This is a genomic window from Pseudomonas sp. TR47, from assembly GCF_044143025.1.
In the GTDB taxonomy this organism is placed as follows: domain Bacteria; phylum Pseudomonadota; class Gammaproteobacteria; order Pseudomonadales; family Pseudomonadaceae; genus Aquipseudomonas; species Aquipseudomonas putida_E.
The window spans coordinates 390,894-411,228 of sequence record NZ_JBHFCS010000001.1 but is presented as its reverse complement, the minus strand read 5'-3'; the positions used below and the strand labels follow the sequence as shown (position 1 = coordinate 411,228).

Sequence of the window (20,335 nt, the reverse complement as noted above, 5' to 3'; positions counted from 1 at the left end):
GTGCCCGGTGTGCTTGCCGGCTGTGTTCCCCGCGCGAAAGCAGGTCGGGCGAGCAGGTGCTATCACCTCAATAGCGAACGGTGGTTGTTCTAAAACCTGCGAAAGAGGACAATTATCGGCTTCTCGTCACAACCAGCGACCTTGCATGGCCTTTCTTGCACTTGGTATCAACCATAAGACTGCCTCGGTAGACGTACGCGAGCGCGTGGCGTTTACCCCAGAGCAGCTGGTCGACGCCCTGCAGCAGCTCTGCCGACTGACCGCCAGCCGTGAAGCGGCGATCCTGTCGACCTGCAACCGCAGCGAGCTCTATATAGAGCAGGATCAGCTGTCCGCCGAGGCGGTCCTGCAGTGGCTGGCCGATTATCACCGCCTGAGCCTGGATGAACTGCGGGCCAGCGCCTATATCCATGAAGAGCATGATGCCGTCAGGCACATGATGCGCGTGGCCTCGGGCCTCGACTCGCTGGTGCTTGGCGAACCGCAGATCCTCGGCCAGATGAAGTCGGCCTATGCCGTGGCGCGCGAGGCTGGCACCGTCGGCCCGCTGCTTGGGCGCCTGTTCCAGGCCACCTTCAGCGCCGCCAAGCAGGTGCGTACCGACACCGCGATCGGCGAGAACCCGGTGTCGGTGGCGTTTGCTGCGGTTAGCCTGGCGCGGCAGATCTTCAGCGACCTGGGCCGCAGCCAGGCGCTGCTGATCGGCGCCGGTGAAACCATCACTCTGGTTGCCCGCCACCTGCATGAGCAGGGCGTGCGCCGTATCGTCGTGGCCAACCGTACACTGGAGCGGGCCAGCCTGCTGGCCGAGCAGTTCGGTGCTCACGCCGTGCTGCTGGCCGATATCCCACAAGAGCTGGCGCACAGCGACATCGTCATCAGCTCCACCGCCAGCCAGTTGCCCATCCTGGGCAAGGGCGCGGTGGAAAGCGCGCTGAAGCAGCGCCGGCACAAGCCGATCTTCATGGTCGACATCGCCGTGCCGCGCGACATCGAGCCCGAGGTGGGTGAGCTCGACGACGTGTACCTGTATACCGTCGATGACCTGCACGAAGTGGTCGCGGAAAACCTCAAGAGCCGCCAGGGCGCAGCCCAGGCGGCCGAAGAGCTGGTCTCGGTGGGCGCCGAAGACTTCATGGTGCGCCTGCGCGAACTGGCCGCGGTCGACGTGTTGCGCGCCTATCGCCAGCAAAGCGAGCGCCTGCGCGACGAAGAACTGCAAAAGGCCCAGCGTCTGCTGGCCAACGGTGGCAACCCCGAGGACGTACTGGCGCAACTGGCCCGGGGGCTGACCAACAAACTCCTGCATGCGCCCAGCGTGCAGCTGAAAAAGCTCTCGGCCGAGGGCCGCCTCGATGCGCTGGCCATGGCCCAGGAACTCTTTGCCCTCAACGAGGGCTCGACGGACAAATCCTTGCAATGAAAGCGTCGCTGCTGAACAAACTGGACACGCTCCAGGACCGCTTCGAGGAACTCACCGCCTTGCTCGGTGATGCCGAAGTCATTTCCGACCAGGCGCGCTTTCGCGCCTATTCTCGCGAATACGCTGAAGTGGAGCCGGTGATCGGCGCCTATAAAGAATGGCGCAAGGTGCAGGACGACCTCGAAGGCGCCCAGGCGCTGCTCAAGGACGCCGACCCCGATATGCGCGAAATGGCCGTGGAGGAAGTGCGCGAAGCCAAGGAGCATCTGGTGGTGCTGGAGTCGCAGCTGCAACGCATGCTGTTGCCCAAAGACCCCAATGACGGGCGCAACGTGTTCCTCGAAATTCGCGCCGGCACCGGTGGCGACGAGGCGGCCATCTTCTCGGGCGATCTGTTCCGCATGTATTCGCGCTATGCCGAACGGCGTGGCTGGCGCCTCGAGATTCTTTCCGAGAACGAGGGCGAGCACGGCGGCTATAAAGAGATCATCGCCCGCGTCGAAGGCGACAGCGTTTACGGCAAGCTCAAGTTCGAGTCTGGCGCGCACCGTGTGCAGCGGGTGCCTGAAACCGAATCGCAGGGCCGAATCCACACCTCGGCGTGCACCGTCGCGGTACTGCCCGAGCCGGACGAACAGGTGGCAATCGAGATCAACCCGGCTGATTTGCGCGTGGACACCTACCGCGCATCCGGCGCCGGTGGCCAGCACGTCAACAAGACCGACTCGGCCATCCGCATCACGCACTTGCCTACCGGCATCGTGGTGGAGTGCCAGGAGGAGCGCTCGCAGCACAAGAACCGGGCCCGAGCCATGTCCTGGCTGTCGGCCAAGCTCAATGACATGCAGACCAGCGCCGCGCAGAATGCCATCGCCAGCGAGCGTAAACTGCTGGTAGGTTCGGGCGACCGCTCAGAGCGCATCCGTACCTACAATTATCCACAGGGGCGGGTGACCGATCACCGTATCAACCTGACCCTGTATTCCCTCGACGATATCCTTGCCGGGGGCGTTGACGCGGTGATCGAACCGTTGCTGGCCGAATACCAGGCTGATCAGCTGGCGGCATTGGGGGACTGATGACCATCATTGCCAGCCTGCTGCGCAACGCGCAACTGCCGGATTCGCCCACCGCACGCCTGGACGCCGAACTGCTGCTGGCGGCAGCCATCGGCAAGTCGCGCAGCTACCTGCACACATGGCCTGAACGCATCGTCAGCAGCGAGGATGCGCAGACCTACGCGGGCTACCTGCATCGGCGCCGCGGCGGTGAGCCGGTTGCCTACATTCTGGGCCAACAGGGCTTCTGGAAACTCGACCTGGAAGTGGCACCCCACACGTTGATCCCACGCCCTGATACCGAGCTTCTGGTCGAGACGGCGCTTGAGTTGCAGCCTGCAACGCCCGCCAAGGTGCTCGACCTGGGCACCGGAACCGGCGCGATAGCGCTGGCCTTGGCCAGCGAATGCCCGGCCTGGCAGGTCACGGCGCTGGACCGGGTCGAGGAAGCGGTAGCGCTCGCTGAGCGTAATCGTCAGCGCTTGGGCCTGGGCAACGTCAAGGTGCTCACCAGCCACTGGTTCAGTGCCTTGGACGCTGAACGTTTCGACCTGATCCTCAGCAACCCGCCGTACATCGCTGCCGAAGACCCGCACCTGGCTGCCGGTGATGTGCGCTTCGAACCCAGCAGTGCACTGGTGGCCGGGGCCGATGGCCTGGACGACCTGCGGCTGATCGTTGGCCAGGCGCCGGCGCATCTGCTGCCCGGTGGCTGGCTGCTGCTCGAACACGGCTACGACCAGGCACCTGCCGTGCGCGCGCTGCTGAGCGGGCAAGGCTTCATCGAGGTGGCCAGCCGCAAGGACCTGGGCGGTCATGAACGTATTTCCCTGGGGCGCTTGCCATGCTGACCGATCAGGAATTGTTGCGTTACAGCCGGCAGATTTTGTTGGCACAGGTGGACATCGAAGGCCAGTTGCGCCTCAAGCAGAGCAAGGCGCTGATCATCGGGCTGGGTGGTCTGGGCTCACCGGTGGCGCTCTACCTGGCAGCAGCCGGTGTAGGTGAGCTGCACCTGGCTGATTTCGATACCGTCGACCTGACCAACCTGCAGCGCCAGGTCATCCATGACAGTGGCAGCGTTGGCATGAGCAAGGTGGACTCGGCGCTGCAACGGCTTGAGGCCATCAATCCTGAAATTACCTTGGTCGCCCATCGTCAGGCGCTGGATGAAGACTCCCTGGCCGTTGCAGTGGCGGCCGTCGACCTGGTGCTGGACTGTTCCGACAACTTTGGTACCCGGGAGGCGGTCAACGCAGCTTGCTTCGCCCACGGCAAGCCGCTGGTCAGTGGTGCAGCCATCCGCCTCGAAGGGCAGCTGTCGGTGTTCGACCCTCGGCGCGATTACAGCCCTTGCTACCATTGCCTGTATGGCCATGGCAGCGAAGACGAGCTGACCTGCAGCGAAGCCGGAGTGATTGGCCCGCTGGTTGGGTTGGTCGGCAGCCTGCAGGCGCTGGAAGCCATGAAACTGCTGGCTTGTTTTGGCGAGCCGCTGGTGGGCCGCTTGCTGCTGATCGACGCACTGGGCACGCGCCTGCGGGAACTGCGGGTCAAGCGTGACCCGGCTTGTGCGGTATGTGGCAAGCGCGATGGCTGAGCGCTCGGCACCGGTCGGCGTGATGGACTCCGGGGTCGGCGGTTTGTCGGTCCTGGCCGAGATCCAGCGCTTGCTGCCCAGCGAGTCGCTGCTCTATGTGGCCGATTGCGGGCATGTGCCGTATGGCGAGAAAACCCCCGACTACATCCGCCAGCGCTGCCGGCGCATTGCCGAGTTCTTCCAGGCGCAGGGCGCCAAGGCGATGGTGCTGGCCTGTAACACCGCTACCGTGGCAGCGGTTGCCGACCTGCGTGAGCTGTATCCCGACTGGCCGCTGGTAGGGATGGAGCCGGCGGTGAAGCCTGCCGCTGCTGCCACCCGTTCCGGCGTGGTCGGTGTGCTGGCCACTACCGGCACCTTGCAGAGCGCCAAGTTCGCCGCCTTGCTCGACCGCTTCGCCAACGATGTGCGCGTGGTCACCCAGCCTTGCCCTGGGCTGGTCGAGCTGATCGAGACGGGTGACCTTGGCAGCCTGCAATTGCGCCAGCTGTTGCTTGGTTACTTGCAGCCCTTGCTTGCGGCAGGTTGCGATACGCTGATTCTCGGGTGTACCCATTACCCGTTCCTGCGCCCGTTGCTGGCCGGGATGGTGCCCGCCGACGTCGCTATCATCGATACCGGTGCGGCGGTGGCGCGCCAACTGCAACGGTTACTGGCCGCGCGCGAACTACTGGCCGAGGGGCCGGCACGCGAAGCTGCATTCTGGACCAGTGCCGATCCGCGATCTTTGGAAAACATCCTCCCTGTGCTGTGGAACAAGTCGGGCAGTGTGCAACGTTTTCAGTTGTAAAAAAAACGTGAAAAACAGCTGAACTATCGTCCCACTCCTGATTTCTATTTTTTGCCTGCCATGAGGCGAACACTTACAACAGCATTGGAAAGAAGGATGTTTCTCATGAGGAAACTGCTTGGCTTGGCGGCGGCTGCCGCCGTCACTTTGGGACAGATCGCGGTAGTGCAAGCTGCCGATGTTTCGTTATCGGTAGGGCAGACGGGTGACTCCACCCAGGTTTACCGCCTGGGCCTTCAGTCCAACTGGGATGCCAGCTGGTGGCGGACGAGCGTCGGTCGGCTGACCGGTTATTGGGATGGGGCTTACACCTATTGGGACGGCGACGAGACGGCGAGCAACCACAGCCTGTCTTTCGCACCGGTATTCGTCTATGAGTTCGCTGGTGAGTCAGTGAAGCCCTACATTGAGGCGGGCATCGGCGTGGCTGCATTTGCCAGCACTGAGCTTGAAAGCAACGAATTGGGTTCGTCGTTCCAGTTCGAAGACCGAATCGGTTTCGGGCTGCGCTTTGCAGGTGGCCATGAGATTGGCGTGCGGGCAATCCACTATTCCAACGCCGGCATCAAGCAGCCCAACGATGGGGTCGAGAGCTACAGCCTGCATTACCGCATGGCACTCTGAGTTTGCCATTGCCACCCACTTCGCGGGGCCGCGAAGCGGGTGGCAATGCCTCCTCATCACTTAGCGTGACAATGGCCACAAGCTACTCAGGTTCGTGACCTCCAGCACAAGCTCCGGCTCGCGCAGTGGCAAGCGTTGCAGCAGCTCCTGCGCGGCGCTCTGCGGCGTCCAGTCTTCAGGAAAGGCCGTAGCTGAGGTGACCGGTGTCTTCAACGAATGTGGCGCCACCACCGTCAGGTCAATGCCCTGATTTTTCAGCGACTGACGCGCCTCGCGAAACCACTGCGGTGTGTTGTTCCAGCCTGCTGTGACGCGCGTGGGCGCATACAACTGCAAGGCCGAATAACGGTTGAAGATTGCCATTACCTGCGGCTTTTCGCCTTTCAACAGCAACGGTACAGCCTGGCCCAGGCAGTGCTCGGCCGCCAGCTGGTTACTGCTTACGATCGTCTCGAACACGTCTGTGGCCGATACCGCATCCGGCAGATAATCGGTGGCCCCTGCATTGATGATCAGGCTGTCCAGCGCGCCCCAGGCATGACAAAGCTCAAGGCAGGCGCTGGCCGCCTGGTCTTCGTCATGCAACTGCCATGGCAGGCGCAACAGGCGGCTACCGTGGTGCGCTGCCAAGGTATCGAGCGCCTGGCAATCCTTCCCGCTTGTCGCTACCCGGTGCCCTAGCCCGAGCAATTGCTCCACCAAGGCCAAACCCAGACCACTACCTGCTCCCGTAACCCAGAAAATTCGCGGATGATTCAATACGCGGACCCCTCACCCTACCTGCGCGATAACCCCTTGAAGGCCTCCAGTGCACGCTGGCGGCTACTACTGAGGTCAACTATAGGACGATGGTACGAATTTTCGGCGAAAAGATCCTTGTTTTGCGTAGGCAGATGGACACTTTTTTCATCCAGCCCGCGTAACTCGGGTACCCAGTGGCGAATGAAGTGCCCCTGTGGGTCGAAGCGTTGCGACTGCGAAACGGGGTTGAAAATACGGAAGTAGGGCACCGCGTCTGTGCCTGTGGAGGCGCTCCACTGCCAGCCGCCATTGTTAGCGGCCAGATCACCGTCGATCAGGTGGCGCATGAAGTGCCGTTCGCCCAGGCGCCAGTCGATCAGCAGGTTCTTGCTGAGGAACATGGCGACGATCATGCGCAGGCGATTGTGCATCCATCCGGTGTGCAGCAACTGGCGCATGGCCGCGTCAATGATCGGGAACCCGGTGCGTCCCTGTTCCCAGGCCTCAAGGTCGGCAGGGGCGTCGCGCCAAGGCAGCGATTCGGTGTGTGTGCGGAATGCTCGGTGGCGTGACACCTGTGGATAACCGGTCAGGATATGCTTGTAGAACTCGCGCCAGAGCAATTCGTTGATCCAGGTCTGGGTGCCGGTACTACCGCTGTCGAACTCGCCGCGGTTGCTCGCCAGTGCGGCGTGCAGGCACTGGCGGGGCGAGACCACCCCGGCCGCCAGGTAGGCCGACAGTTGGCTGGTGCCAGGTTTTGCCGGCAGGTCGCGCAGGTGATGGTAGTCCTCGATGGTTTCGTCCACGAAGCGTGCCAGTCGGGCTTGTGCCTCGTCCTCGCCCGCAGGCCAGTATTCGCTCAGGGTGCGCGATGGTTTGTCGAAGCCATCGATGTGCTGGGGAATGGGGTCGCTGGCGATGTCCACGGGGGCCTGGCGCTTTACCCGAGTTGCTTGTGACGGCAGGCTTCGGTGCAGGTGCTCCAGGCAGACTTTCTTGAACTGACTGAAGACCTGGAAGTAATCACCACTGCGTGTCAGCACGGTGCCGGGGCGGAACAACAGCTGATCGAGGTAACTGTGAGCCTGAACGCCGGAGGCTTCCAGTAACGCGCGGGTCGCCTGGTCGCGGCTGTTTTCGTTGATGCCGTACTCATCGTTCCAGTGCACCGCTTCGATGTTGTGCTGGCGGCACACGTCGAGCAGCGTTTGGGCCGCCTGCTCCCAGGTGTCGATCCTGCGGACCAGCAACGGAATATTGAGGCCCTCCAGTGACTGGCGCAGGTCGCGCAGGTTACGCAGCCAGAAGTCGACCTTGCAGGCAGCGTCGTCATGCGCCTGCCACTGGCCTGGGCTGGCAAGCCACAAGGCCACGGTAGGGCCACGTTCACAGGCGGCGCTCAGGGCGGTGTTGTCGTTGACGCGCAGGTCGCTGCGCAGCCAGATCAGTTGCATGGGCATCTACTCTACAGGCGGGCGGTCATTGCCTTGCAGCGTGCGCAATGCCGCCTGCGGGGTATCGAACAGGAAAAGCTCGGGCAGACCGTAGCCGTGCAGTTGAGCTTTGTGGAGGGAAATCGTGGCGCCGCCCAGCAGCTTGGTGCCTGCTATCCCCTGCAGGGTACGCAGCAGGGCCCGGCCATCGATGCGCGGGCCCAGGTGCAGCAGCAGGGCGCGAGGTTGCAGGGCGGTGACGGCACGTTGCAACTCCACTCCGCTCACGGGGTTTTCAAGCACTTCGACAGGGATGCCGCTGCTGCTCAGCAGCCAGGCATACAGCCAAAGGCTGGGGTCGAAGGCGTGCTCACTGTCTTCGGCCAGCAACACGGCCGGGCCGTGCAGTGATTGATTGTCGTGATAGACCCGTGCGCCCAGCTTGCTGCGCAGCCAAGTGTGGAAGAACACCTGTTCGAGCCTGGCATTGAAGTAATTGCACCAACGTTGCCCCAGGCTATCGAGCAATGGCAGCAGCAATTTCTCGCACAGGGTGATGGCCGGATACAGCGCCATGGCTTGATTGAGTTGCTGGTCGAGGCTGCGCTGGGACAGGTTGGCGATGGCCTCTATCAACTGTTGCTGGCGGGTTTGCCAGTCGCCTTGCGGGGCAACGCCGGGTGGCTTGTCGAGCAGCTCGCGCACCTGGCCGACCGATGCGCCGCGTTCCAGCCAGGCCAGGATCGCTTCGACACGTTCGACTTGGTCGCGGCCATACAAGCGGTGGCCTTTGGCGGTACGTTGCGGCTTCAGCAGCCCGTAGCGCCGCTCCCAGGCGCGCAGGGTCACCGGATTCACACCGGTGCGGCGTGCCAGTTCACCGATGGGCATGGGCGCTTCAGACTGCATTGCGTAGCCCCAGACTATCGGGGTGCGGCTGTAAGTAGGTCTGTTGCTGCAGGTAGGGGTCAGGGTGCTTGCGCAAATGGTGTTTGAGCAAGGTCAGCGGAACTACCAGCGGTACGACCCCTTGCTGGTACTGGTCGATGATGTGTTGCAGCTCGGCCTTGTCCTGCTGCGTCAGCGCGTCCTTGAAGTAGCCACTGAGGTGCTGCAGTACGTTGCCATGTGTGCCGCGGCTGGCGCAGCGACGCAGCGCCTGCATCAACTGGCTGAAATAGCGGGGCCCGATCACCTGAGGGTCATCGTCCCGGCTCATGCTGCCAAGCAGGCGCCCAAGCTGTCGGTAAGCCTGCGGGTTGTTGGCCATGAGCAGGTACTTGTAGCGTGAATGGAAGCGCACCAGTGCGCCACGGCTCAAACCCTTGGCCAGCAGGCGCTGCCAGTCCGCATAGGCGTAGACGCGGCTGATGAAGTTCTCGCGCAATACCGGGTCGTGCAGGCGCCCCTCTTCCTCGACCGGCAGGTCCGGGCGACGGGCACAGAAAGCCGCTGCGTAGGCACCTCTGCCACCCTGTACTGCCGGGTGACCGTTATCCTGGTAGACCTTGACCCGCTCCAGCCCGCAGGACGGCGACTTCTGCATGAAAATGTAGCCACAGATATCGTCAAGCTCGGCGGCCATCTGTTCGCCGTAACTGGCGAGCGGGCCGGTGACGTCCATGCCAGGGTTGCGTGTCCCGACCACGGCCGGGTGTTCGGGGTCACCGACCAGCCGGATCGGGTCGCGGGGCACCCCAAGGCCGATGGCGACTTCGGGGCAGACCGGTAGCCAATCGAAGTGTTCTTCCAGCTGGGTGCGGCACAGATCGGACGACTTGTGCCCGCCGTTGTAGCGCACACTGTGGCCTGTCAGGCATGAGCTGATGGCAATGCGGGGCTTACTGTGGGCGGATGGATCGTGCATGGCTGTCTCCGAAAACTTGTACATTGATTCGCGCGTGTACAAGGTTATTCCAGCACAGCCACAAACTTATGCAAACTAGTATTTTTGTATAGTTTTGCAGTTTTGTTTAGTCGAGATGCTCCAGCAGGCGTCGTGCCGCCTCCTGACCGCTGAGCCAGGCGCCTTCCACGCGGCCCGACAGGCACCAGTCGCCACAGGCATAGAGCCCTTGGTCGGCATCGGCCAGCGCGCCCCATTCGTGACTGCCGGCCGGCCGTGCATACAACCAGCGATGTGCCACGGAGAAGGACGCTGCAGGCACCACGCAGCCGACCAATTCGGCGAACTCTCCCCACAGTTGCTCGATCACTTCTTCCTTGGCCAGGTCGATATGCTGCTTGCTCCACGTGGAAGTGGCATGCAGCACCCAGGTATCGAGCTGCTCATCGCGGCCTGGCTTGCTGCGGTTGCGTGCCAGCCAGTCGAGCGGGTTGTTCTGCACGAAGCAGCCCTGCATCGGTGTGTCCAGCGGTGTCTGAAAGGCCAGGGCAACGGCCCATGTAGGCTCCATCACCACGCCCGCTGCCACGGCGGCAAGTTTTGGGGTGGCTGCCAGTAGCGGCGTGGCCTGGGGCGCGGGGACGGCGATCACAACGCGGCTGAATGGGCCATGGCTGCAGCCTTCGGTATCCTGAAGGTGCCAGTACTGCTTGCCGCGAAACACTTCGGCAATGCGACAGCCGAAGTTCACCGTGACGTCCTTGAGCATGCCGCGGGTGATCGCGCTCATGCGCGGCACGCCGACCCAGCGCGTCTGCTCGTCGGGCGAGGGCGTCAGTTCGCCGTCACGGTAGTTGTACAGCTGCGGCTTCCACTGTTCAGCCCAGCCGGCGGCTACCCATTGCTGCACCTGCTCGACGAAGCGACGGTCGCGCGCAGTGAAGTATTGGGCACCCAGATCGAGCGCACCGGCCTCGCTGCGTTTGCTGGCCATGCGCCCGCCACTGCCGTGGCCTTTGTCGAACAGGTGAACGGACTGCCCGGCCTTTTGCAGGGCCTGGGCAGCGGAAAGGCCGGCGATACCGGCACCGATGATGGCAATAGGTACTGTCATGATGGCCTCTTCGAACCGTGCTGTAAGCAGACTACGCTGTCAGGCAAACCTGTACAATACTTAAAATTTGTATAAGGTTATTCCGCTTCATAGGGCAGGTTGGCCTATGTTTATCTGAGAGCGTTGGGTTAAAAAAGTGCCTTGTTGTAAAAATAGACCATCGCCGCACTCTGTGAGGACACAGCCATGCATATATTGCTGACAGGCGGCACTGGCTTGATCGGCCAGCATCTTTGCCCGTTCTGGCTCGCCCAGGGTCATCGCCTGACCGTGTGGAGCCGGCGCCCTGATCAGGTTGCGCGCCTCTGTGGCAGCGGAGTGCGCGGGATTGCCCAACTGGAGGAACTGGCCGCTGACGAGCAGGTGGACGCCGTGATCAACCTGGCTGGCGCGCCGATTGCCGACCGGCCCTGGACCGCCGCCCGGCGTAATGTGCTTTGGGCCAGCCGTATCAGCCTTACCGAGCAATTGCTGGGCTGGCTCGGTACCCGTGAGCAACGTCCCGAAGTGCTGATTTCGGGTTCTGCGGTGGGCTGGTATGGCGACGGCGGTGAGCGTGAATTGACCGAGGCATCGCCGCCGGTGCGCGAGGATTTCGCCAGCCAGCTGTGCATTGCCTGGGAGGAAACAGCGCAACGTGCGCAGGCCCTTGGGCTGCGCGTGGTGTTGGTGCGCACGGGGCTGGTGCTGGCCAGCGATGGCGGTTTCCTGTCGCGCCTGCGCCTGCCGTTCAAGCTGGGGCTGGGCGGCCCGCTGGGCAATGGTCGGCAATGGATGCCTTGGGTGCATATAGACGACCAGGTCGCCCTGATAGATTTTCTCTTGCGGCACAAGGACGCCAGCGGTCCTTATAATGCCTGCGCGCCAGAGCCTGTGCGTAACCGCGAATTCGCCCGGCGCCTGGGCCGGGCGCTGCACCGGCCGGCGCTGCTGCCGGTGCCTGGCCTGCTGCTGAAGGCGGGCCTCGGAGAGCTGTCGACGTTGTTGCTTGGTGGTCAGCGGGCACGCCCTGTGCGTTTGCTGGCCGCGGGCTTCACGTTCCGTTACAACGATCTGCAATCGGCCCTGGACAACCTGTCCAGGCGCCTCTGACATAGGACGCTGCATGACCGATCACGCTCTGTTGCTGGTCAACCTGGGTTCTCCGGCTTCCACCTCGGTAGCCGATGTACGCCGCTACCTCAACCAGTTCTTGATGGACCCTTACGTGGTCGACCTGCCATGGCCGGTGCGGCGCTTGCTGGTGTCGCTGATCCTGATCAAGCGCCCAGAGCAGTCTGCCCATGCCTATGCCTCGATCTGGTGGGACGAAGGCTCACCCTTGGTGGTGTTGACGCGTCGCCTGCAGGCCGCGATGGTCGAGCACTGGCCCCATGGTCCGGTGGAAATCGCCATGCGCTATGGCGAGCCAGCACTGGCGCAGGTGCTTGAGCGCCTCGCCGCTCAAGGTGTGCGCAAGGTGACACTGGCGCCGCTTTATCCACAATTCGCTGACAGCACGGTGACTACGGTAGTGGCACTGGCCAACCAGACTGTCGCCGAACGCGCCTTGCCGTTGCAGTTGCGTGTGCTGCAACCGTTCTACGACCACCCTGAATACATCGATGCCCTGGTGGCCAGTGCACGGCCCTATCTTGAGCAGGACTACGACCACCTGTTGTTGAGCTTCCATGGCTTGCCGGAGCGGCACCTGAAGAAGCTCATGCCTGGCAGCAAGCATGATTTGCGGGCAGCGGACTGCTGCAAGGACGCCAGTGCCGAAGTGCGGGCGGTGTGCTACCGGGGGCAGTGCCTGGCGTCGGCCAAGGCGTTCGCCACCAGGATGGGCATCCCGGACGGCAAGTGGTCTGTCTCGTTCCAGTCGCGGTTAGGCCGAGACAAGTGGATCGAACCCTATACCGAGACGCGTCTGGATGAACTGGCCAAGGCCGGGGCGAAGAAGCTGCTGGTGATGTGCCCGGCATTCGTGGCCGATTGCATCGAGACGCTGGAGGAAATTGGCGATCGCGGCAAGGAGCAGTTCATCGAGGCAGGGGGCGAAGAGTTGGTGCTGGTGCCGTGCCTGAATGATCACCCGGAGTGGGTGAGGGTGCTGGCGCGGATGTGTGAAAAGGCTTGAATTGAAGGGGCCGCTTTGCGGCCCCTTAGCGACGCAAGGCCGCTCTTATACATCCAGCTTCTCTTTTTTCCAGCCATCGTTGCCCGGCAGGATCAGGTTCAGGGCAATGGCCACGATAGCGCACAGGGCGATGCCCTTCAGGCCCCAATCATCAGGGCCGTCGCCGCTGCCGATCAGCACGCCGCCGATACCGAACACCAGGGTCACCGACACGATCACCAGGTTGCGAGCTTCGCCCAGGTCGATCTTGTGGCGGATCATGGTGTTCATGCCCACCGCCGCGATCGAACCGAACAGCAGGCAGAGGATGCCGCCCATCACCGGCACCGGGATGCTCTGCAACAACGCACCGAACTTGCCGATGAAGGCCAGGGTGATGGCAAAGACCGCCGCCCAGGTCATGATCTTCGGGTTGTAGTTCTTGGTCAGCATCACGGCGCCGGTCACTTCGGCATACGTGGTATTGGGCGGGCCGCCGAACAGGCCGGCTGCCGTGGTGGCCAGGCCATCACCCAGCAGGGTGCGGTGCAGGCCAGGCTTCTTCAGGTAGTCGCGACCGGTCACGCTGCCGACTGCGATCACCCCGCCGATATGTTCGATCGCCGGGGCCAGGGCGACCGGTACGATGAACAGGATGGCCTGCCAGTTGAACGCCGGTGCGGTGAAATTAGGGATCTCAAGCCAAGGCGCGGCGGCAATCTTGGCGGTATCGACCACGCCAAAGGCGAACGCCAGGGCAAACCCTACCAGCACCCCGGAAATGATCGGCACCAGGCGGAAGATGCCTTTGCCAAATACCGCGACGATCAGGGTGGTGAGCAACGCCGGCATGGAAATCAGCATGGCGGTCTTGTACGGCATAAGTACCGCGCCGTCACCGCCCTTGCCCATTGCCATGTTGGCCGCGATCGGTGCCATGGCCAGGCCGATGGAGATGATCACCGGGCCGATCACCACGGGTGGCAGCATGCGGTCGATGAAGCCGGTGCCCTTGATCTTCACCATCAGGCCCATGAAGGTGTACACGAAGCCTGCGGCCATCACGCCGCCCATGGTCTCGGCCAGGCCGAACTGGCCTTTGGCGAGGATGATCGGAGTAATGAAGGCAAAGCTCGAGGCCAGGAATACCGGGACCTGACGGCCGGTGACCAGCTGGAACAGCAGGGTGCCGATACCCGCGGTGAACAGCGCGACGTTAGGGTCCAGGCCGGTGATCAGCGGCATCAGCACCAGCGCGCCAAATGCCACGAAGAGCATCTGCGCGCCCGAAACGACCTGGCGCCATAGCGGGTCGTTGAAGCCGTCCTGCATGGTCAGGCGTCCTTCTGCTTGGTGCCGAAGATCTTGTCACCGGCGTCGCCCAGGCCCGGAACGATATAGCCGTGTTCGTTGAGGCGCTGGTCGATCGAGGCGGTGTAGATCTGGACGTCCGGGTGGGCTTTCTCCACCACTTCGATGCCTTCAGGCGCTGCAACCAGCACCATGGCGCGGATTTCCTTGCAGCCTGCCTTCTTCAGCAGGTCGATGGTGGCGACCATCGAGCCGCCGGTGGCAAGCATCGGGTCGATGATCAGCGCCAGGCGCTGGTTGATGTCCGGTGCGAGCTTTTCCAGGTAGGTGTGTGCTTCGAGGGTCTCCTCGTTGCGTGCGACACCCACGGCACTGACCTTCGCGCCCGGGATCAGGCTGAGCACGCCGTCAAGCATGCCGATGCCGGCGCGCAGGATCGGTACCACGGTGATCTTCTTGCCAGCGATTTTTTCAACTTGCACCTTGCCACACCAGCCATCGATCTCGTAGGTTTCCAGTGGCAGGTCCTGGGTGGCTTCGTAGGTCAGTAGCGCGCCGACTTCCTGGGCGAGTTCGCGAAAGTTCTTGGTGCTGATGTCGGCACGGCGCATGAGGCCGAGCTTGTGGCGGATCAGCGGGTGGCGGATCTCACGAGTGGGCATAGGGGGGGCTCCGAAAGGCGGGCAAAAAAACCGCGCTAGATTAATCTATTCAGCCTTTGCTGTCGTGCAGTCCTTTTGCACGTTAGTCCATAAATGCTTGATCTGTGACGAGCGGATGCGTACCTTTGCCCGCTTTTCCAAAATCCCCCCTGGAGAGCGCAATGTCCGCTGATCTCGAGCACATCCGTCAAGTCATGCGCGAGGCAGACTGCCTTTACAACGAAGCCGAAGTCGAAGCGGCCATTGCCAAGGTTGGCGAGCAGATCTGCAAGGACCTGCACGACAAGAACCCGGTGGTGTTCTGTGTGATGAACGGCGGTCTGATCTTCGCTGGCAAGCTGCTGACCCACCTGCAGTTCCCGCTGGAGGCCTCGTACCTGCATGCCACGCGCTACCGCAACCAGACCAGTGGCGGTGAGCTGTTCTGGAAGGCCAAGCCTGAAGTGTCGTTCATCGACCGTGACGTGCTGATCGTCGACGATATCCTCGACGAGGGTCACACCCTCAGCGCCATCATCGAGTTCTGCAAACACGCCGGCGCCCGCTCGGTGCACACTGCGGTGCTGATCGACAAAGACCATGACCGCAAGGCCAGCCCGGACCTCAAGGCCAGTTACGTCGGCCTGCCTTGCATCGATCGCTATATCTTTGGTTACGGCATGGACTATAAGGGTTACTGGCGTAACGCGAACGGCATCTTCGCCGTCAAGGGACTTTGATCATGAGCCAGCCTGCTTTCATCGACCAAGCGTTGTTTGCCGGGCTGGCGCAGAAAGCCGCCGACGCACCGCGTGGTCGCTACCATCACAATTTCCATGAGATGCAAGACCCCTGTCACCGTTTGGCAGTGGGCTTGCAGCCGTCCACCTATATTGCGCCTCACCGGCACCTGAGCGAGGACAAGGCCGAGACTTTGTTGGCGCTCAAAGGCCGCTTGGGGCTGCTCATGTTCGATGAGCAGGGCGCAGTGATCGACAAGCGCGTCCTTGAAGCCGGTGGCGAGTGCCTTGGCGTGGACCTGCGCCCCGGCCTCTTCCATTCCCTGGTGGTGCTCGAGGCAGACAGCATTCTGTTCGAATGCAAAGCCGGCCCGTACCGGCAGTTGGCCGACGGCGAGCATGCCCCTTGGGCGCCGCGTGAAGGCGAAGAGGGTGTTGCCCGGTATCATGCCTGGATGCTCGCGCAGTTCGATTGACAGCCCCCGTTGTGCAGCATGCTAGAGTGCTCCTTCATGCCAAGGAGCCTTACATGCGAGCGATCGTTCCCCTGTTGCTGGCAGTCAGCCTGCCTCTTGCCGCCGCACCGCTGCACAGCCAGTTTCTCCCGCCCGATGACCAGGCCCTGCGCCAGGAAGCGCCGACAGGCCAGCAACTGTTGCAGGTAACCGACTACTCGGTAGTGGTTGGGGCGCAGCGCCCATCTGATCAACAGCCAATTCCGATCACCGCCTCCTTGCAGATGCGCCTCAAAGGCAAGCCGTTGAGTAAAGGTGCGACGATCAGCCAGGTGTTGCTCACCTTCGATGGCGAGGCGGGCAAGAGCCTGAAAAAGCCTGTGTATGACGACAAGACCCGCACGTTGAGCCTGAACTACCCGGTCAGCGACTACCGCGTGATCATGGACCTGCTGCGCAACGAGACGCTGTATGTGCAGTTTCTGACCTACTCCAACGGCCATGTCTGGGCCGACTTGCACACAGGTACCGTACGTACGCGTTGAGGCGTGCCGCGTGTGGGGGGTAAACTGCCGGCCTTCGAAATTCGTGATGGTCCAGTTGGAGCCGGCAATGCGCAAAGACAAGAAGCAGGTGATTGGTGACGAAATCAGCGACGACTACATCAAGTCGTTTCTCCAGTTTGAGCCTGCAGATGGTGTGACTTCGCCTTCTCAGCACAAGCTGATCAAGGCTTACCGCGGCCTGCGTGTCGACGATTTCGAGCGCTTCGTAGGGTTCTTCGTCGAAGCCGGGCTGGACCTGGACGGCAAAGACGAACAGGGCAAGACCTTCGTCGAAGTGATCGCCGACCAGCGCAATGCGGCTGAATACATCGAGATCATCGATAAAGCCCGCGCCTGATAGATCCCCGCCACAAAAAACGCCCTAGGGGCATTGCCAGTCAGTTAGCGTTATCAGGGCCGCAAAGCGGCCCTGGATCGCCTACCTGACTGGCATTACCCCGAGGGGCGTTAGGCGTAGTGCTTGGCCGGGCTGTTCTCTACCAGGTCCAGCGCCTCATCGTTGTCGGCACTGATCTTGTGGTACAGGGCTGCATCGGTGGCCAGGGTCTTCTCGCGAGCCGGGAAGATTTCCTTGAGCTTGGCAGCCCAGGCGCCCTTGGCCTGCTCGGGGAAGCAGCGCTCGATCAGTTCAAGCATGATCGACACGGTCACCGACGCACCAGGGGATGCGCCGAGCAGTGCCGCGATACTGCCGTCCTGTGCCGACACCAACTCAGTACCGAACTGCAGGATGCCGCCTTTTTTCGGGTCCTTCTTGATGATCTGCACGCGCTGGCCAGCCACTTCCAGGCGCCAGTCTTCAGCCTTGGCCTGCGGATAGAAGCGGCGCAGCGACTCGAGGCGCTGTTCCATCGACTGCATCACTTCGCTGACCAGGTACTTGGTCAGGTCCATGTTGTCGCGGGCCACGGCCAGCATCGGGCCGATGTTGCCCATGCGCACCGACAGTGGCAGGTCCATCACCGAGCCGTGCTTGAGGAACTTGGTGGTAAAGCCTGCATACGGGCCGAACAGCAGCGATGTCTTGCCGTCCACCACGCGGGTGTCCAGGTGCGGCACCGACATCGGCGGCGCGCCAACGGCGGCCTGGCTGTAGACCTTGGCCTGGTGCTGCTTGACGATTTCCGGGTTGTCGCAACGCAGCCACTGGCCGCTTACCGGGAAGCCGCCGAAGCCTTTGCTCTCCGGGATGCCGGACAGTTGCAGCAGCGGCAGTGCCGCGCCGCCGGCGCCGAGGAACACGAAGCGGGCGTCCACTTCACGGCTGCCGCCGCTGTTGATGTCCTTGATGCTGACGGTCCAGCCAGCGCCGTTACGGCGCAGGCCGACGACCTTCTTGCTGTACTTGACCTGCGCATTCTGCGAGTCGCCCAGCAGCTTGAGCAGCTTGTTGGTCAGTGCGCCGAAGTTGACGTCGGTACCTTTGGTCACGCGGGTGGCGGCGATGTGCTGGTCGGCCGGGCGGCCGGGCATCATCAGCGGCATCCACTCATTCATCACCGCCTTGTCTTCGGTGTATTCCATCTCGGCGAAGGCATGGTGCTGCTTGAGCAGCTCGAAACGCTTCTTGAGGAAGGAAACACCCTTGTCACCTTCGACGTAGCTCAGGTGCGGGACAGGGTTGATGAAGGCACGGGCCGGGCCGAAATTGCCTTTTTTGCTCAGGTAAGCCCAGAACTGGCGCGAGACCTCGAACTGGGCATTGATGTGCACGGCCTTCTTGATGTCGATGCTGCCATCGGCGGCCTGGGGCGTGTAGTTCAGCTCGCACAGGCCGGCATGGCCGGTGCCTGCGTTGTTCCAGGGGTTGGAGCTTTCCGCGGCCCCGGAGTCCATCGCCTCGACGACCTCAAGCTTCAGGGTCGGGTCGAGCTCCTTGAGCAGTACGGCCAGGGTGGCACTCATGATGCCCGCGCCTACCAGTACTACATCAACCGATTCGTTCTGCGCCATTTAACGCGTCTCCACAATCTACAGCTACCTAATTGACAGCATAGGACCCCAGGTGTGCCAGGATCGCCATGTCCGACTCTTCGCAGTTCTTGCAACTTCCGCGGACACCGCCAAATCAGTCTTCGGGTTCGTCTATTGAACGCCGTTTGCCACAGGTGCGGCAATTCGACTTATGGTCAAGGTGTCGTGCGTGCGTTACGGAGCGGTTTCAGACACCCATGTGAAATGAGCGTATCAGCCGCCTGTTCAGGGCTGTTCGGGACACATCTGTCGCTATTGCACATGCCAGACTGTTCATTTGCTCGCCACACTCTCGTGAAGTTGTGAAAACCGTTTTTTTCACGCTCTTTTGGAGACGTGAACCTCAAAAGGGGACTGCGCGATGGCAACCCGCAGGTTCATGCAGTGCGAAGGGCCGGAAAAGCAGGCACGACAGCCGATGCAAGACCTGAGTGGAAGGCTCTCTGTGGGCGAAGCGGTGAAGGTGCCGGGGTCAAACGGCAAATGCGGGGCCCGATCAGGAGACGTCCTTATAATCGGGGGGAGATTATAACGATGTCGCGGGCAGAAAGGTCGTTATTCGTGCTTTTTATTGCAGCGTTTGTCAGGCGGGCAGGGTGCGCCGCTGCCAATGGCCGCTTGCATGGGCGCAAACCCGGGCGTTGGCGGGCAGCGGGCGGCCCAGCCAGGCAAGCTGGATTTCTTTGACCTGCACCCAACCGTTGCTGCCTGGTGGCTGGCTGCATTGCTTGAATCCCAGGCAGTTGCCGTCGCCATCGAGGCGTGCATAGGTATTGTGGCGCGGGCGTTGGAAGAGCAGGGTCCAGAGCGAGGCCATGGTGTCGAGTCCTGTGTGTTAGGGCTTGCAGCGAAGATAACAGCAGGACCATGAACCGCGTGTGACAGAAGGGCCTGGCTTCAACCGGCAAGCCTCAAGAAGACGCCTGCGCCCCGTGCGGTCTGCTTTTACTTGTAGCTTGCCGCTTGTAGCGTGCCGCTAGGTATACTGTGGACCTTTGCCGCTTTTTCTGGAGAAACACGCATGTTGCAACGTCTGTTGTTCGGTTTGCTTGCCGTGGCCAGCCTGAGCCTGGTCGGTTGTGCCCACAGCCCGCAACAACTCAGCCCGCAACCCAAGCTCAACGCCCAGCTCGCCCCGGTCGGCCACGGCCAGCCGGTGGTGGTCAAGGTGGTGGACGGCCGGGCTTCGCAGTCCCTGGGCACTCGTGGTGGCATGTACCCCGAGACCAGCACCATCAGCGTCAATGGCAATGACATCGTGCCCAAGCTGCAGGCTCAGGCCGAGGCGGCCGTACGCCTGTTGGGCTTCACCCCTTCGGCCAACGCCTCCAACGCGCCGCAACTGACCGTGACCCTGGCCGAATTGAAGTACCAGTCGCCCAAGGAAAACCTGTACGTGACCGAGGCCACCATCGGCGCCACCTTCCGTGCTGATGTGTCGAACGCCAACCGCCGTTACAGCGGCCGTTACGGCGCCTCGTTGGACCAGCGCTTCGGCATGGCGCCCAACCAGGAAACCAACACCAAGCTGGTGGGGGATGTGTTGAGCGATGCGTTGACCCGCCTGTTCAAAGACCCGACCATCGGCCAGGTGCTGGGCGAATAAGCTTTTCGCTGTACCGAGAACAAACCCGCTGCCTGCGTGCCTGGCAGCGGGTTTTTTTGGTTTTTCGAAGGCCTCAGGCTGCTTGGATATGAAAATCCAGCACGCTCACGCCCGTCAGCAGGTCCACCTCTGGCAAATGCTCATGCGCATGCCCGCCCAGGGCGCAATACACCAGCCACTGGCGGTCCTGGACATTGATGGCAAAACCATCGATCAACGCCTGCTGTTCATCACTCTGGGCAATGAGATAGAGGCGGTCCTGGTTTTCGGCGTGCAGCATGTACTCGCTCCGGTTCGGGAAAAGGCCGACAG

The 20,335-nt window shown here is 62.2% G+C and carries 23 protein-coding genes; 13 read left to right on the top strand and 10 right to left on the bottom strand.

Annotation, left to right across the window (positions count from 1 at the left end):
• Positions 1 to 145: 145 nt before the first annotated feature.
• From hemA to ACEWE8_RS01870, 6 genes are all read left to right on the top strand, one after another.
• The gene (gene hemA / locus ACEWE8_RS01895; RefSeq protein WP_012316263.1) at positions 146 to 1,423 is read left to right on the top strand and encodes a glutamyl-tRNA reductase; all 1,278 of its coding nucleotides are present in this window, start codon (positions 146 to 148) and stop codon (positions 1,421 to 1,423) included.
• A complete protein-coding gene (prfA, locus tag ACEWE8_RS01890) occupies positions 1,420 to 2,502 on the top strand; it encodes a peptide chain release factor 1 (RefSeq protein WP_046784561.1) in 1,083 nt (360 codons plus the stop codon). Before hemA ends, prfA begins: the two co-directional genes overlap by 4 nt.
• Entirely contained in the window at positions 2,502 to 3,332 is an 831-nt protein-coding gene (prmC, locus tag ACEWE8_RS01885) for a peptide chain release factor N(5)-glutamine methyltransferase (protein WP_046784560.1), read from the top strand. Before prfA ends, prmC begins: the two co-directional genes overlap by 1 nt.
• Positions 3,326 to 4,081: a molybdopterin-synthase adenylyltransferase MoeB gene (locus tag ACEWE8_RS01880; protein ID WP_046784559.1), complete on the top strand. Its 756-nt coding sequence runs from the start codon at positions 3,326 to 3,328 to the stop codon at positions 4,079 to 4,081. The genes prmC and ACEWE8_RS01880 overlap by 7 nt, the downstream gene beginning before the upstream one ends.
• Positions 4,074 to 4,871 (top strand): glutamate racemase, encoded by a 798-nt coding sequence (murI, locus tag ACEWE8_RS01875; protein ID WP_046784558.1) that lies wholly within the window; start codon positions 4,074 to 4,076, stop codon positions 4,869 to 4,871. Before ACEWE8_RS01880 ends, murI begins: the two co-directional genes overlap by 8 nt.
• 105 nt (positions 4,872 to 4,976) lie before the next feature.
• Positions 4,977 to 5,495, top strand: coding sequence for an acyloxyacyl hydrolase (locus tag ACEWE8_RS01870; RefSeq protein ID WP_395589209.1), 519 nt, complete (start codon positions 4,977 to 4,979; stop codon positions 5,493 to 5,495).
• Positions 5,496 to 5,555: 60 nt separating this feature from the next.
• Here ACEWE8_RS01870 and ACEWE8_RS01865 read toward each other — a convergent pair whose 3' ends face one another.
• From ACEWE8_RS01865 to ACEWE8_RS01845, 5 genes are all read right to left on the bottom strand, one after another.
• Positions 5,556 to 6,254: an SDR family oxidoreductase gene (locus ACEWE8_RS01865; RefSeq protein WP_046784557.1), complete on the bottom strand. Its 699-nt coding sequence runs from the start codon at positions 6,252 to 6,254 to the stop codon at positions 5,556 to 5,558.
• Between the two features lie 17 nt (positions 6,255 to 6,271).
• Entirely contained in the window at positions 6,272 to 7,693 is a 1,422-nt protein-coding gene (phrB, locus tag ACEWE8_RS01860) for a deoxyribodipyrimidine photo-lyase (protein WP_046784678.1), read from the bottom strand.
• Positions 7,694 to 7,699: 6 nt separating this feature from the next.
• Complete coding sequence (locus ACEWE8_RS01855) at positions 7,700 to 8,581, bottom strand: MerR family transcriptional regulator (protein ID WP_046784556.1); 882 nt, start codon at positions 8,579 to 8,581, stop codon at positions 7,700 to 7,702.
• Positions 8,571 to 9,539, bottom strand: coding sequence for a DUF523 and DUF1722 domain-containing protein (locus ACEWE8_RS01850; RefSeq protein ID WP_046784677.1), 969 nt, complete (start codon positions 9,537 to 9,539; stop codon positions 8,571 to 8,573). The genes ACEWE8_RS01855 and ACEWE8_RS01850 overlap by 11 nt, the downstream gene beginning before the upstream one ends.
• A gap of 106 nt (positions 9,540 to 9,645) precedes the next feature.
• Positions 9,646 to 10,632: an NAD(P)/FAD-dependent oxidoreductase gene (locus ACEWE8_RS01845; RefSeq protein ID WP_046784555.1), complete on the bottom strand. Its 987-nt coding sequence runs from the start codon at positions 10,630 to 10,632 to the stop codon at positions 9,646 to 9,648.
• A gap of 186 nt (positions 10,633 to 10,818) precedes the next feature.
• On the opposite strand from ACEWE8_RS01845, the gene ACEWE8_RS01840 reads away from it, so the two are divergent.
• Both ACEWE8_RS01840 and hemH read left to right on the top strand, forming a co-directional pair.
• Entirely contained in the window at positions 10,819 to 11,724 is a 906-nt protein-coding gene (locus ACEWE8_RS01840) for a TIGR01777 family oxidoreductase (protein WP_046784554.1), read from the top strand.
• Positions 11,725 to 11,737: 13 nt separating this feature from the next.
• The gene (hemH, locus tag ACEWE8_RS01835) at positions 11,738 to 12,751 is read left to right on the top strand and encodes a ferrochelatase (protein WP_046784553.1); all 1,014 of its coding nucleotides are present in this window, start codon (positions 11,738 to 11,740) and stop codon (positions 12,749 to 12,751) included.
• Positions 12,752 to 12,796: 45 nt separating this feature from the next.
• Here hemH and ACEWE8_RS01830 read toward each other — a convergent pair whose 3' ends face one another.
• Together ACEWE8_RS01830 and upp are read right to left on the bottom strand one after the other, a co-directional pair.
• Complete coding sequence (locus ACEWE8_RS01830; protein ID WP_046784552.1) at positions 12,797 to 14,062, bottom strand: uracil-xanthine permease family protein; 1,266 nt, start codon at positions 14,060 to 14,062, stop codon at positions 12,797 to 12,799.
• Positions 14,063 to 14,064: 2 nt separating this feature from the next.
• Complete coding sequence (gene upp, locus ACEWE8_RS01825; protein ID WP_011532223.1) at positions 14,065 to 14,703, bottom strand: uracil phosphoribosyltransferase; 639 nt, start codon at positions 14,701 to 14,703, stop codon at positions 14,065 to 14,067.
• A 161-nt stretch (positions 14,704 to 14,864) separates the two neighbouring features.
• On the opposite strand from upp, the gene ACEWE8_RS01820 reads away from it, so the two are divergent.
• The 4 genes from ACEWE8_RS01820 to ACEWE8_RS01805 all read left to right on the top strand — a co-directional run bounded on the left by ACEWE8_RS01820 (position 14,865) and on the right by ACEWE8_RS01805 (position 16,780).
• Entirely contained in the window at positions 14,865 to 15,422 is a 558-nt protein-coding gene (locus ACEWE8_RS01820) for a hypoxanthine-guanine phosphoribosyltransferase (RefSeq protein WP_012316248.1), read from the top strand.
• Positions 15,423 to 15,424: 2 nt separating this feature from the next.
• The gene (locus tag ACEWE8_RS01815; protein WP_046784551.1) at positions 15,425 to 15,898 is read left to right on the top strand and encodes a WbuC family cupin fold metalloprotein; all 474 of its coding nucleotides are present in this window, start codon (positions 15,425 to 15,427) and stop codon (positions 15,896 to 15,898) included.
• 53 nt (positions 15,899 to 15,951) lie between these two features.
• On the top strand, positions 15,952 to 16,422 hold the full coding sequence (locus ACEWE8_RS01810; RefSeq protein WP_046784550.1) for a hypothetical protein: 471 nt from the start codon (positions 15,952 to 15,954) through the stop codon (positions 16,420 to 16,422).
• A 67-nt stretch (positions 16,423 to 16,489) separates the two neighbouring features.
• The gene (locus ACEWE8_RS01805; RefSeq protein ID WP_046784549.1) at positions 16,490 to 16,780 is read left to right on the top strand and encodes a PA4642 family protein; all 291 of its coding nucleotides are present in this window, start codon (positions 16,490 to 16,492) and stop codon (positions 16,778 to 16,780) included.
• Positions 16,781 to 16,890: 110 nt separating this feature from the next.
• On the opposite strand, the gene mqo is transcribed toward ACEWE8_RS01805, so the two are convergent.
• Positions 16,891 to 18,396: a malate dehydrogenase (quinone) gene (mqo, locus tag ACEWE8_RS01800; protein WP_046784548.1), complete on the bottom strand. Its 1,506-nt coding sequence runs from the start codon at positions 18,394 to 18,396 to the stop codon at positions 16,891 to 16,893.
• Between the two features lie 604 nt (positions 18,397 to 19,000).
• Entirely contained in the window at positions 19,001 to 19,234 is a 234-nt protein-coding gene (locus ACEWE8_RS01795) for a hypothetical protein (RefSeq protein WP_046784547.1), read from the bottom strand.
• 204 nt (positions 19,235 to 19,438) lie between these two features.
• Here ACEWE8_RS01795 and ACEWE8_RS01790 point away from each other — a divergent pair, with 204 nt between their 5' ends.
• On the top strand, positions 19,439 to 20,023 hold the full coding sequence (locus tag ACEWE8_RS01790) for a YajG family lipoprotein (RefSeq protein ID WP_039603065.1): 585 nt from the start codon (positions 19,439 to 19,441) through the stop codon (positions 20,021 to 20,023).
• A 73-nt stretch (positions 20,024 to 20,096) separates the two neighbouring features.
• Here ACEWE8_RS01790 and ACEWE8_RS01785 read toward each other — a convergent pair whose 3' ends face one another.
• Positions 20,097 to 20,303 (bottom strand): hypothetical protein, encoded by a 207-nt coding sequence (locus tag ACEWE8_RS01785; protein WP_046784546.1) that lies wholly within the window; start codon positions 20,301 to 20,303, stop codon positions 20,097 to 20,099.
• Positions 20,304 to 20,335 lie beyond the last annotated feature (32 nt).